At 60.7% G+C, this 12,121-nt stretch carries 17 protein-coding genes; 13 read left to right on the top strand and 4 right to left on the bottom strand.

What is annotated here, in order from left to right:
- Positions 1-88: 88 nt before the first annotated feature.
- Complete coding sequence (locus tag ACR0JN_RS18715; protein WP_480887921.1) at positions 89-883, bottom strand: hypothetical protein; 795 nt, start codon at positions 881-883, stop codon at positions 89-91.
- A gap of 300 nt (positions 884-1,183) precedes the next feature.
- Here ACR0JN_RS18715 and ffh point away from each other — a divergent pair, with 300 nt between their 5' ends.
- The 11 genes from ffh to ACR0JN_RS18660 all read left to right on the top strand — a co-directional run bounded on the left by ffh (position 1,184) and on the right by ACR0JN_RS18660 (position 7,979).
- Positions 1,184-2,692, top strand: coding sequence for a signal recognition particle protein (gene ffh / locus ACR0JN_RS18710; protein ID WP_480887919.1), 1,509 nt, complete (start codon positions 1,184-1,186; stop codon positions 2,690-2,692).
- Positions 2,689-3,243, top strand: a complete 555-nt coding sequence (locus tag ACR0JN_RS18705) for a GNAT family N-acetyltransferase (protein WP_480887916.1) — start codon at positions 2,689-2,691, stop codon at positions 3,241-3,243. Before ffh ends, ACR0JN_RS18705 begins: the two co-directional genes overlap by 4 nt.
- Positions 3,240-3,779, top strand: a complete 540-nt coding sequence (locus tag ACR0JN_RS18700) for a GNAT family N-acetyltransferase (protein WP_480887915.1) — start codon at positions 3,240-3,242, stop codon at positions 3,777-3,779. Before ACR0JN_RS18705 ends, ACR0JN_RS18700 begins: the two co-directional genes overlap by 4 nt.
- Positions 3,776-4,072 carry a chorismate mutase gene (locus ACR0JN_RS18695; protein ID WP_480612253.1) on the top strand — a complete coding sequence of 99 codons (297 nt, stop codon included), beginning with the start codon at positions 3,776-3,778 and terminating at the stop codon, positions 4,070-4,072. Before ACR0JN_RS18700 ends, ACR0JN_RS18695 begins: the two co-directional genes overlap by 4 nt.
- Before the next feature lie 42 nt (positions 4,073-4,114).
- Positions 4,115-4,504 (top strand): 30S ribosomal protein S16, encoded by a 390-nt coding sequence (gene rpsP / locus ACR0JN_RS18690; RefSeq protein WP_480887912.1) that lies wholly within the window; start codon positions 4,115-4,117, stop codon positions 4,502-4,504.
- Positions 4,505-4,516: 12 nt separating this feature from the next.
- Positions 4,517-5,152: a 5,6-dimethylbenzimidazole synthase gene (gene bluB / locus ACR0JN_RS18685; RefSeq protein WP_480887910.1), complete on the top strand. Its 636-nt coding sequence runs from the start codon at positions 4,517-4,519 to the stop codon at positions 5,150-5,152.
- 2 nt (positions 5,153-5,154) lie between these two features.
- Positions 5,155-5,301 carry a hypothetical protein gene (locus ACR0JN_RS18680; RefSeq protein ID WP_480887908.1) on the top strand — a complete coding sequence of 49 codons (147 nt, stop codon included), beginning with the start codon at positions 5,155-5,157 and terminating at the stop codon, positions 5,299-5,301.
- Positions 5,294-5,797, top strand: a complete 504-nt coding sequence (gene rimM / locus ACR0JN_RS18675; RefSeq protein ID WP_480887906.1) for a ribosome maturation factor RimM — start codon at positions 5,294-5,296, stop codon at positions 5,795-5,797. The genes ACR0JN_RS18680 and rimM overlap by 8 nt, the downstream gene beginning before the upstream one ends.
- Positions 5,797-6,609, top strand: coding sequence for a hypothetical protein (locus ACR0JN_RS18670; RefSeq protein WP_480887904.1), 813 nt, complete (start codon positions 5,797-5,799; stop codon positions 6,607-6,609). The genes rimM and ACR0JN_RS18670 overlap by 1 nt, the downstream gene beginning before the upstream one ends.
- Positions 6,609-7,418, top strand: a complete 810-nt coding sequence (trmD, locus tag ACR0JN_RS18665) for a tRNA (guanosine(37)-N1)-methyltransferase TrmD (RefSeq protein ID WP_480887901.1) — start codon at positions 6,609-6,611, stop codon at positions 7,416-7,418. Before ACR0JN_RS18670 ends, trmD begins: the two co-directional genes overlap by 1 nt.
- A gap of 138 nt (positions 7,419-7,556) precedes the next feature.
- Positions 7,557-7,979, top strand: a complete 423-nt coding sequence (locus ACR0JN_RS18660; RefSeq protein WP_480887899.1) for a hypothetical protein — start codon at positions 7,557-7,559, stop codon at positions 7,977-7,979.
- Here the strand turns inward: ACR0JN_RS18660 and ACR0JN_RS18655 are convergent.
- Positions 7,976-8,779, bottom strand: coding sequence for a glycoside hydrolase family 25 protein (locus ACR0JN_RS18655; RefSeq protein WP_480887897.1), 804 nt, complete (start codon positions 8,777-8,779; stop codon positions 7,976-7,978). The genes ACR0JN_RS18660 and ACR0JN_RS18655 overlap by 4 nt on opposite strands.
- A 370-nt stretch (positions 8,780-9,149) precedes the next feature.
- Between ACR0JN_RS18655 and rplS the strand changes: the two genes are divergently transcribed.
- The gene (gene rplS, locus ACR0JN_RS18650) at positions 9,150-9,533 is read left to right on the top strand and encodes a 50S ribosomal protein L19 (RefSeq protein ID WP_170575547.1); all 384 of its coding nucleotides are present in this window, start codon (positions 9,150-9,152) and stop codon (positions 9,531-9,533) included.
- An 11-nt stretch (positions 9,534-9,544) separates the two neighbouring features.
- Positions 9,545-9,766 carry a 50S ribosomal protein L31 gene (rpmE, locus tag ACR0JN_RS18645; RefSeq protein ID WP_170531455.1) on the top strand — a complete coding sequence of 74 codons (222 nt, stop codon included), beginning with the start codon at positions 9,545-9,547 and terminating at the stop codon, positions 9,764-9,766.
- Between the two features lie 131 nt (positions 9,767-9,897).
- Here the strand turns inward: rpmE and ACR0JN_RS18640 are convergent, their stop codons facing one another.
- Positions 9,898-10,314: a VOC family protein gene (locus ACR0JN_RS18640; protein WP_480818255.1), complete on the bottom strand. Its 417-nt coding sequence runs from the start codon at positions 10,312-10,314 to the stop codon at positions 9,898-9,900.
- Positions 10,315-10,481: 167 nt separating this feature from the next.
- A complete protein-coding gene (locus tag ACR0JN_RS18635) occupies positions 10,482-12,077 on the bottom strand; it encodes an MFS transporter (protein WP_480818256.1) in 1,596 nt (531 codons plus the stop codon).
- Positions 12,078-12,121 lie beyond the last annotated feature (44 nt).

Genomic DNA, 12,121 nt, shown 5'->3' with positions numbered 1-12,121 from the left:
GTCATATAGCACCCCCGGGGAAATGACTTCGACACAAGCGTGATGCCGAAGCCTGCGCTGACATGCAACCGGGGAAGTTATTTCGGGATCAGCCCTTGGCCATGCTCCGCGCCATCTTCAGCGCTTTTTCGTATTTCGCGATACGCAGGTCCAGGTTCTGCAACGCATTCTTTTCAACCTCGCCCACTTTGCTCAGCGCCGATTTCTCGATCCGTTTCAGCGCGTTGGTCCATTTGACCGGGTCCCAGTTCCCCTTGGCGACCTCAATCGCCGCCCCGGCCCAGAACGAGGGCGTCATCAAACCCGCAATAACCGAGACAGCGCGCTTTCCCCAAAGCCCGGCGGTGGTGGTCTCTTTGATATCGTCGCGGAAGGCTTGCGCGATGAACTGGGAATCCTGAATGCCCTTGTCGATCACGAATTGCTTGAGGAATTTCTTGTTGTGCAGGATCAGCTTGCTGCCTGCCAGTTGCGTGCTTTTGTAGGCCGCGCCAACCTTAAACGCCAAACCCGTACCAAGGGTCAGCAACAGCGCGTTCAGATCGTTCTTGTCGCTGGCCTTTTTCACCTTGAGGTATTCCGACGTGACATCCTTGCGAAGCGCCTTGAAATCCTGTGCGGCCTCTTTCCGGTTTTTCTTCAAGCTGGCCAGAACGCTTTCAATTTCTTTAAGCGACTTTCTGTCCACCACCATCGCCGCAGAATTTGCCGGAGGTATCCTGACTTCATCCCCCGGCATTATTTTCGACGGGTTCGGCCGCAATTTCCGGAACTTTGCGTTTTCCTTGTGCTTATAAATGATGTCGAAGTTCTTGTATCCGTACTTGGCGGCAATCTTGTTCAGATTTTCGCCTTTCTTCACCACATGCGTTAATACTTTCATAAAAATACCCCTCACCACGCAAACCAGTAAAAAATACCCCAGCAGCGTGCCACAAAACCGCGTTTCAGGCAAACCGTGCCCGATGACGGAGTACAGGTCTACAGCCAGCCCGGTCTTGACTCTGTGAACTGATTTACATAAGCCGCCCCAAACATCCGGAAGAGAGTACCCTTCCGGTCCCTTGAGTCGTTCAGGGATCGCCCCCCACCAGCGAGTTTCGCCCGTGGGGGCAATTGTGCATTAACCGGCGTTTCTTATCTGAGAAGCGCCACCAGACAACCGGCTAAGGAGGCCGAAGGCATGTTTGAAAATCTATCCGAACGCCTTTCCGGCGTCTTTGACCGGCTGACCAAACAGGGTGCCCTGTCCGAAGAAGACGTCAAAACCGCCCTGCGAGAGGTTCGCGTTGCCCTGCTTGAGGCCGACGTCTCGCTGCCGGTGGCGCGTGAGTTCGTCAAAAAGGTGCAGGAACAGGCGACTGGTCAGGCTGTCACCAAGTCGATCACTCCGGGCCAGCAGGTCGTCAAGATCGTGCATGACGCGCTGGTCGATACCCTGCGCGGCGAGGAAGACCCCGGTACGCTGAAAATCGACAACCCGCCTGTCCCGATCCTGATGGTCGGCCTGCAGGGCTCGGGTAAGACCACGACCACCGGTAAGCTGGCGAAACGGCTGAAAGAGAAAGAGGGCAAGAAAGTCCTGATGGCCTCGCTCGACGTCTATCGCCCGGCGGCGATGGATCAGCTGGCGGTGCTCGGCACGCAGGTCGGCGTCGATACGCTGCCGATCGTACCCGGCCAGAAGCCCGTCGACATTGCCAAACGCGCCAAGCAACAGGCGACGCTGGGCGGCTATGACGTCTACATGCTCGATACCGCAGGCCGTCTGCATATCGACGAAGTGCTGATGGACGAGGTTGAGCAGGTCCGCAACGCGGTCGACCCGCGCGAGACCCTGCTGGTGGTCGACGGCCTGACCGGTCAGGTCGCCGTTGAGGTGGCCGAGGAGTTCGACGCCAAGGTTGGCATCTCGGGCGTGGTCCTGACCCGGATGGATGGCGACGGACGCGGCGGTGCGGCCCTGTCGATGCGCGCGGTTACCGGCAAGCCGATCCGCTTTGTGGGTCTGGGCGAGAAGATGGACGCGCTCGAAACCTTCGAGCCGGAACGGATCGCCGGTCGTATTCTGGGCATGGGCGACATCGTTGCTCTGGTTGAAAAGGCCCAGGAAACGATGGAGATGGAACAGACCGAGCGCATGATGAAGCGCATGGTCAAGGGTCAGTTCAACATGAACGACCTGAAAATGCAGCTGGAACAGATGATCCAGATGGGCGGCATGCAGGGCATGATGGGCATGATGCCGGGCATGAACAAAATGGCCAAGCAGATGGATCAGGCCGGTCTCGACGACAAAATCCTACGCCAGCAGATTGCCCTGATCCAGTCGATGACCAAACGCGAACGTGCCAACCCGCAGCTGCTGCAGGCCAGCCGCAAGAAACGGATTGCTGCGGGTTCGGGGATGGAGGTCAGCGACCTCAACAAACTGCTCAAGATGCACCGGCAGATGTCGGACATGATGAAGAAGATGGGCAAGATGGGCAAAGGCAAGATGCTGAAACAGGCCATGAAGGGCATGTTCGGCAAAGGCGGCCCCTCGCCCGAGGAAATGGCCGCAGGCATGGACCCCAAGGCGCTGGAACAGGCGGCCAAGGCGATGGGCGGCAAGATGCCCGGCGGCCTGCCCGGCTTGGGCGGCGGCATGGGCCTGCCTCCGGGCCTCAGCGGGTTTGGTAAGAAAAAGTGAACCTGATCGACGATCATATCCCCCGGCTTGAGACCGAGCGCCTGATCATGCGCGCCCCGTCCGAGGCTGATCTGGACGCGGACACTGCGTTCTTTGCCAGCGATGCGGCCAAGTTCGTCGGCGGCCCGCTGCGCCGGGATGAGGTATGGCGGGTCTTTGCCTCGCTTCTGGGGCATTGGGCCGTACGCGGTTACGGGTATTGGAGCGTCGATGAAAAGGACACCGGCGCTTATGTTGGGCGCATTGGCCTGTGGTTTCCCGAAGGCTGGCCCGAGCCCGAAGTCGGCTGGACCCTGATGACCCATGCCACCGGCAAGGGTTATGCGACCGAGGCGGCGCAGGCTGCACGTAGCCACGCCTATGATGTGCTGGGCTGGGAGACGGCGATCTCGCTGATTGATCTGGACAATCACGCCAGCAAGGCGGTGGCCAAACGTCTGGGTGCGCAGTTCGAATACCTCTACGAACACCCCAAATACGGCAAATCCGAGATTTGGCGGCACCCGGCTCCGGGCGATCTGGTGAATGGCGGGATGGAGGCTTACGCATGACCTCGTTCACAATCCCCACCATCGAGACCGACCGCCTGATCCTGCGCGCGCCGCATCTGGACGATTTGCCTGCGATGATTGCCTTTTACGCCTCGGAACGCAGCCACATGGTCGGCGGGCCCAAGGATGAGCTGGGCAGTTGGTCCTCGCTGGCCGGTCGTTTGGGACACTGGGCGCTGCGCGGCTATGGCTTGTGGCACCTGACCGAGGAATTCAGCGGCGCGTTTGTCGGCTGGGCCGGTATCATCGACGTGCCGGGGTGGGCCGAACCTGAACTGGGCTGGACCGTGATAGCTGAAGCCGAGGGGAAAGGTCTGGCATATGAGGCCGCAGAGGCCGCCCGCGACTATGCCGCGCGGCATCAGGGGCTGAACGGCGTGATCTCGTACATCGCCCACGAAAATGACCGTTCGCGCGCCCTGGCCGAACGCCTTGGCGCAAAGCTGGAAGTTGAGAATGCCAAGCTTTTGGGCCTGACCGCCCAGATCTGGCGTCACCCGCAGACCGACCTGACCGACAAGAGGACCGGCCCATGACCAACCCCGTGACACAGGCTGCCACGCTGCTCAAAGAGCATCGCGAAAGCATCGACCGGCTGGACGCGATCCTTGTCTATACGCTGGGCGAGCGGTTCAAGCACACGCAGGCTGTTGGCAAGCTGAAAGCGACACACGACCTTCCCCCGTCCGACCCCACGCGCGAAGCCGCGCAGATCGCACGGTTAGAAGACCTGGCGAAGGAGGCCGATCTGGACCCTGATTTCGCCAAGGCTTTTCTGAATTTCATCATTCAGGAAGTCATCCGACACCATAAGAAGCATCAGAACTAAACCGGGCTTACCCCGGATACGCCATTCAAAGGAGATACCACCATGGCAATGAAAATTCGTCTCGCCCGCGGCGGCTCGAAAAAGCGTCCCTTCTATCGCATTGTTGCGGCTGACAGCCGTATGCCCCGCGATGGCCGTTTCATCGAGAAGCTGGGCACCTACAACCCGCTGCTGCCGAAAGACAGCGAAGAGCGCGTGAAAATGAACATGGAGCGCATCCAGTACTGGCTGGATCAGGGCGCGCAGCCCACCGACCGGATCGCCCGCATGCTGGAAGCAGCCGGCGCCCGCGACAAGGCCGAGCGCAACAACCCCAACAAGGGCACCCCGGGCAAGAAAGCTCAGGAGCGCGCGGAAGAAAAAGCAGCCAAGGCCGCTGAGGCAACTGAAGCTGCTGAAGCACCAGCTGAAGAAGCGGCTGCGGAAGAATAAGCAGGCGGGCACGTGCGGGATCAGGCTTTTTCAGACGATTTTCGCACGCAGTTCGATCTGTTGCTGCGGCTCCGGCGCGATGTGCGCCGGTTCCGCACCGATCCTGTGGACGAGGCAGTGCTGACGCGCTGCCTCGACGCGTTTCGGCTGGCCCCTTCGGTGGGGCTGAGCGAACCCTGGCGCGTCATTCGCGTCGAAAGTCAGGCCGCGCGCGCCGCGGCGCTGCAGAATTTCCAAACCGCCAATGGCGACGCGCTGACCGGTTATTCCGGCGAAAAGGCGCAGCTATACAGCCAGCTAAAGCTGTCGGGGATGCAAGAGGCCCCGGTGCAACTGGCCGTGTTCTGCGACGATGCCACCGACAAGGGGCAGGGGCTGGGTGCGGGTACGATGCCCGAGATGCGGCGATATTCGGTGGTCTCGGCCATCACCCTGTTCTGGCTGGCCTTGCGGGCCGAGGGGTTGGGGCTGGGCTGGGTCTCCATTCTGGACCCCGACCAAATGGCGCGCGATCTGGATGTGCCTGATGACTGGCGGCTGATCGGCTATTTCTGCGTCGGCTGGCCGGAAACCCTGTCGGACACGCCGGAACTGGAACAGGTCGGTTGGGAAAACCGGACCTCTGCCCTGCCGATCGAGGTAAGATAGCTATGTTCGGATTGTTACGGCTTCCCATCCTGCTGATGATCGCCTTTATTGTCGGCGTGTTCTTTGAACGCAGCAACCAGCGCGAGGCCTGCGAGGGGATCGGGCAATGGCAGGACGGGCTATGTGTGACGGGTAGTAAAAATGAGTGATCTGATCTGCGTCGGCAGCATTGCCGGATCCTATGGCGTGCGCGGCGAGGTGCGGCTGAAAAGTTTCTGCGCCGTTCCCGAGGATATCGAGGCTTATTCGCCCCTGACGGACGAGGCTGGCAAGGAGCGCTATCCGCTGGTCCTGACCCGGTCGATCAAGAACGGCTTTGCCGCGCGGTTGGGCGGGGTTGAGACCAAGGAACAGGCCGACGCGATCAACGGCCTGCGCCTTTATGCGCGGCGTGATCAGTTGCCCTCGCTGCCAGACGATGAATTCTACCACACCGACCTGATCGGGCTTGAGGTCTATGACACCGGCGGCACCCTTCTGGGGAAGGTTAAGGCGGTGCAGAACCACGGCGCGGCGGACCTGTTGGAACTACAGGGACCGGGGCTGAAAGCCACCGTTCTGCTGCCGTTCACGCTGGACAGCGTGCCCACCGTCGATCTGGACAAGCGCCGCATCATCGCCGACCCGCCCGAAGGCCTGTTTTGATGCGGCGCGTTCTGCTGCATCTGGGTCTGCACAAAACCGGGACCACTGCAGCACAGTCGTTCCTTTATGAAAACCGGGAACTGATCTGGCCAAATTTCTCGCTGGTTCTGCCCTACAAGACCCGCAAGAACGGACTGGCCGACGCCGCCACGCGCCACTCGATCTACCGGCTGGACGGCACGCTTGCCGATTTCGGCGGCCAGTTGAACGAATTTCTAGCCACGCTCGATTTCGGAACCCGCCGCGGCCTGATCCTGAGCGAAGAGAATTTCGCAGGCCTGCGCCCCAGCAGAAACAGCGCCGAGGGCTACGCTGCGGCCCCCGTTCTGGCCGCCACTCTGGTCAGTGCGGTAAAGCGCCGCCTGATTGGCGAGGAGGTGGACATAACCGTCTACGTATCCCTGCGCGAAAAGCCCGACTGGCTGCGCAGCCTGTGGGCCCACGACCTGCAGCGCACGCGCCTTGTGCAGGATTTCGACGATTTCCACGCCAATCTCGATCACCTGCCCGAGTTGCGCGAAACAGCCGACGCAATCCGCGATGCGCTTCCCGATGTCACCGTACAGACAGAACGGCTGGAAGACCTGCGACAGCGCCGGTTCGGCCCCGGCGCACCTTTTGCCAAATTCCTGGACCTGCCGCGCTCAAAAGCCATGCAGCTAGTGCTGCCGCGCAAAGCCAATCCCAGCCTGCCCGATGCGGTCTTGTCGGAAATGCTGGCGCTGAACCGCTCGGCGCTGGACGACAGCGCGTTAATGGCGCAAAAGAAGGCGCTTATTCAATCCGCCCAAGATGAACTGACCCGCCACTGATGACCGACACGCCCTCAAAATCTCATGGACGCAAGGCGATCCGCCCAACCCTGAAACCGCGAGAGCTCTTGACGCCCACGCCGGATTTGCACGGGGTGTGGAAGGCCAAGATCATCACCCTGTTCCCCTCGGCCTTTCCTGGCGTTCTGGGGGAAAGCCTGACCGGCAAAGCGCTGCAAGAAGGGTTGTGGCAGCTAGAGACTGTTGATCTGCGCCAGTTTGGCATCGGCAAGCACCGAAACGTCGATGACACGCCAGCGGGCGGCGGCGCGGGCATGGTGCTGCGCGCCGATGTGCTGGGCGCGGCAATCGAGCACACGATGGCCGGGGTGCAAGGCAACTGGCCGCTGATCTACCTCAGCCCGCGTGGACGCCGGATGGACCAGCGCATGATGCAAAACCTCGCGCGCTGTGATGGCATGACTTTGCTCTGTGGCCGGTTCGAAGGCGTCGATGAGCGGGTGCTGGAGCATTACGGCGTTCAGGAGGTCAGCTTGGGCGATTTCGTCATGACCGGTGGTGAGATCGCAGCACAAGCTCTGATCGACGCCACCGTGCGCCTGATCCCCGGTGTATTGGGCAATCAGGCCTCGACCGAGGAGGAAAGCTTCTCCTCGGGCCTGTTGGAGCACCCCCAATACACCCGCCCCGCCGAGTGGAATGGCCGCCCGATCCCCGATGTGCTGATGTCCGGCCACCACGGCCGTATCGCCGAATGGCGGCACCAAATGGCTGAAGAGATCACTCGGGAAAGACGGCCAGATATTTGGGACGCCTACGCGAAATCCAAGGGCGACGCAGCCGACTGAACGGCGCGACTGTGGCTTACGGGTCGCACGTGGAAAACTTGCGACGACACCCTTTGAAGTTGATCAAAGCGCGGGATACTCATCCTGAAAATCGACGACTTTTGAATAGCCAAACAAGAAGAATACCCAGACCAAACCATGAAAAAGATTATACTTTTGAGCCTTCTGCTTGCATCCGCTTGCAGTTCCAAACCTCTTGCGCCTTCGGTTCCCACGAAAGACGGTCACAACGCCTATTCGGCCAAGGTCGCCTTGGACGGTTGCGCCCAGCAAGCCGATGAGGGTGGCACCAGCGCCGTCATCGGCGCCTATGCGACAAACATCCTGCTTTGGGGCATCATTATCGGCCCTGCGGCAACCGCTCCCTTCGAAGACCAACTGCGGGCGCAGGGTGAGATTGATCAGGTGGACCGCTGCATGCGCGAGCAGGGCTTTGAACGCCGCGAACTGACCCAGGGCGAATCCTTCTGGCTTCGCAACTCATTCGGACAAGAGCGTGAGCGGCGACTGAATCACCTGATTGGCGGCGGAACGATCGAAACCTACGGATCTCCCACCTAAGACCCGCCCGCCTTCCAGGCGGCCCAGTGTTCCGGCGTGCCGTTGAAAGTGTTGATATCGACACCTCCCTGCACGCCCGGGACCAGCCCGGTGCCTGTGTACTGCCAGAACCGCCAAATCGTACGGGGGTAAACCTCTCGCGGATGGCCCGCCACGGAGCGTAGCCAGAACTCGGTTTTCGGCAGGCGCGCGATGTCGGTGTCTTCGTAGAAATCCACGGTCGTATAAACAATCGGCCTGCGCCCGAAGTGACGTTCGAGGATATTCAGAAACCGCTGCGCCTCGGCCCTTACGGTTTTGCCGTCGGGGCGCAGGGTGCAGGTCTTGGAATGCGGGGTCCACTCCATGTCCAGCACATGCGGCAGATCGGCCCCTTTGGGAACGTTCTCGATAAACCAGCGGGCCTGTTCATGCGCCGGGCGGCAGAAGTAATAGTAGTGATAAGCCCCCCACGGCACACCCGCCGCCTGCGCGCCGCGCCTGTGGTCGTCGAACATAGGATCGGCCACATCGCCGCCCTCGGTCGCCTTGAGGAACGCAAAACTGACGCCCGAGGCTTTGGCCCTGCGCCAGTCAATTGGCCCCTGCCATCGCGAGACATCCAGCCCGTGAACCGGATAATGGCCGGGATGCCGCCCGTCCCAGTCATGCGGATCGGCGTCTCCGAAATCCGGATAGATCACCGACGGGGCCGTCCGGTCCACGACTTGTGACGGCTCGATCACCTGAGGCTGCGGGCCACTTCGCCCGCAGGACAGAAGTACGATCCCGGCAACCGCCAACGTAAGTGCAAATCGCATCGTTTGGGTCCTGCCTGATATTTCTGCTCTTGTAATTCCCCTCAGAATGCCCGATCCGGCGCACAAGGCAACGGCGCATTTTCAAGGTGGCGGAAACTCACCACTAACAATGCGATTTAGGCTTGATCCCGGTCCGCAAATTCCTTAAACGACCGCAATCCGGTGCCGCGCCAAGCGACTCCGGTGTTTTGGTTTGCTACATGGCGTGACGTCCCGCTTTCTTCGGCAAGGACGCGTCCGCGCAGACCGGACCAAAGGAACATTCGATCTGACCTCTGGCGGGCTGTACGCAGGACCCGGTGAAGACCAAGAGCTCTCAGGCCGTGCCCAAACTTCGTGGACCAACCACGAGCAGATAGGAGTACCTGCGATGGACTTGATCGCACAGCTTGAGGCGGAGCAAATTGCCGCCCTGGGGAAGGACATCCCCGATTTCAAAGCCGGTGACACCATCCGTGTCGGCTATAAGGTGACCGAAGGGTCGCGCACACGTGTGCAGAACTACGAAGGCGTCTGCATCGCGCGCAAGAACGGCGAAGGCATCGCCGGATCGTTCACCGTCCGCAAAATCTCGTTTGGCGAAGGCGTGGAGCGTGTGTTCCCGCTGTATTCGACCAACATCGACAGCATCACCGTTGTCCGCCGTGGCCGCGTCCGTCGCGCCAAACTGTACTATCTGCGTACTCGTCGCGGTAAATCCGCACGTATCGCAGAGGTCACCAACTACAAGCCCAAGGCTGGCGCCGAGGCGTAAGGAGCGGAAAGATGAAAAAAGACATCCATCCCGATTATCACGTCATCAACGTCAAAATGACCGATGGCACCGTGGTTCAGATGAAATCCACCTGGGGTGCCGAGGGCGACCAGCTGGCTCTGGAAATCGACCCCTCCTCGCACCCTGCATGGACCGGCGGAACGTCGCGTCTGCTGGATGCCGGTGGCCGCGTCTCGAAGTTCAAGAAGAAATACGAAGGTCTGGGCTTCTAAGCCTGAACCGGTTCGCATTCGAAAGGCCGTCCCGTTGGGGCGGCCTTTTTTGTTTTTGGATTTGAGTGGGCGGGCTTTAAGACCGTATTCCCGCCATTTGCGGATGGATTTCGCAGCTTGCTAAGTTCACATTAACCGTCTCGCCCCGGTTCGTTCGGATTGCTGGAGAACAGGGCAATCTTGTTGCCTTGAGGATCGCGGAGGTAGCCAACATAGAAATTGGCACCATAAGAGGCGCGAAAACCCGGTTGGCCGTCGTCGGAGCCGCCCGCCAAAAGCGCCGCCGCGTGAAGATCGCGAACCTGCTTTTGGTTACGCGCCTCAAACGCAACCATGGACCCGTTGCCTGCTGAGGCAGAGCGTCCGTCAAAGGGCGGCTTGACGTAGAACTCGGGTAAAACGGGTGGCTGGCCCGGGTGCACGGGCAGCGCATAGCTGAGCCCCTCGGGCCCCTCCTCCAACTCGTAGCCAAGAGCAGGCAAGACGGCCGAATAAAACCGTTTCGCGCGTGCCATGTCGTCGGCACCGACTGTAACGTAGGCAATCATGCTCTGCGTTTCCTTCCGGAGCTTCGGGATTTCAAGCAGGTTTAACGCAGTTTTTTAATCCACCGCAGATTGTAGCTCAACCGGTGCCCCCGCCGATCTGCACGCTCGGGGCACAGGCAGTCGCGACTAAACCCGACTGCATCCATAATAAAGGGATTACAGAGCCTTCACTGTTTGTCCCGTGTCAATTCCACCGCGCTGTGCAATGGCGGCACCGGCCCCCGCACCAGCAACAGCGCCAGCACCATGGCGATCAGTGCCGCGATGGCGGCTACAAACATCGCGCTGTCAAACGCGTTGTCCTGCAAATCACGCAGCGCCTTGGCCAAGGCCGTTCCGGTATCCGGGTCCAGCCCTGCGATCAGTTGCTGCACCTGACCCGGCGTGCCGTGGGTCAGGGCATGAGCCAGGTCTTCGCGTTGGGTAGACCCGGCGGGCAGCGCGTTGATGACCTCGGTCAGGCCAGAGCGGGTTGTGATGGCCTCGGCAAGGCCACCGACCACCGCGCCCATCGTTGCGCCAAAGTAGAGAAACGCGTTGATCACGCCTGACCCCTGCCCCATATGCTCTTCCGGCAGCAGACGCAGGCCCAGGCGGGGCAGCAGGGAAAAACAGATGCCGATCCCAACGCCGACGATCACCAGCTTCCACCATATCTCGGCATAGTCAGTGGTGTTCGTTGTCGTCACCAGCAGCCAGAACCCGCAGGCCATCGCCCCCATCCCCAGAATAATCGGCCATTGGAAACTGTAGGGTGCAAGAAAGCGTGGGGCCGTGACCGAGATGACGAACATGCTGACGCTGAGCGGCAGGATCGAGATGCCTGCACTGATGGACGAGTAGCCGAAGGTGTCTGGCGACTGTACAAACACGTTGAAATAGACGAAAAAGCAGAACAGCGTGAAGCCCGCAAAGAACATACCTGCCGCCGCCATGAAATACCGTGGATGCCGGAAATAGCGCAGCTCGATCAACGGGTCATCGCTGCGCCGCGAAGTGATGACCAGCGCGACAGCAGCCACTGCGGCGATGCCAAGCGGCACAAGGGTCAAGGCGGTGTCCCAGCCCCTGCTCTCGCCATTGCTGAGGGCGAAGGACAGCGGGCCCAGCAGCAGAACGATGGCAATTGCGCCGGGGTAGTCGAAGGTTGCACCCTCCAACCGCGTGTCTGGCACGTATTTTCGCTTGCTGACCCGCAGGCCGATGTAAAATGCCACCGCCAGCAGGATCAGATCAGCGGCAAAAACCGCGCGCCAGCTGATGTAATGGGCAAAACTGCCGCCCACGATTGGCCCCACCCCGACGGCCAACCCGACAATGGCACCCCATGCCCCGGTGACGCCTGCGCGCTGTGCCTCGGGAGTAGCGGCGGTCAGCACCGAAAGTGAGGTTCCGAACAGAGCCGCAGCGCCCGCCCCCTGTGCGCCGCGCCCGATTAGCAGCATGGTGCCGTCCTGCGCAACCAAAACGGTGGCCGAGCCGCAGGCAAAGACGATCATGCCAAAGAAGAACACGCCCATCTTGCCGGTTATGTCGCCAAGCCGGCTGACGATGGTGACAAGGGTCGCGCTGGCCACCGTGTAGATTGCCATCACCCATTGAAGGCCGGACGGCGTCAGATCGAACTCGGCCTTGAGGTTGGGCAGAATGGTGGCAACGGCGGTCGTGTTGAAGCCGACAACCATCATGCAGATCGCCGTCATCGCCAGAACCACGCGGGGGCCGGTCATGTCGGAGGATTGGGTAGACTCGGTGTTCGACATCAAAACGCCCCTGAAATCTGACCGGGCCACCGGGGCCCGGGAAA

The sequence above is a fragment of the Ruegeria sp. G12 genome (assembly GCF_056533565.1).
Note: the sequence above shows the minus strand (reverse complement) of the source record. Positions and strands in the feature narration are given on the sequence as shown.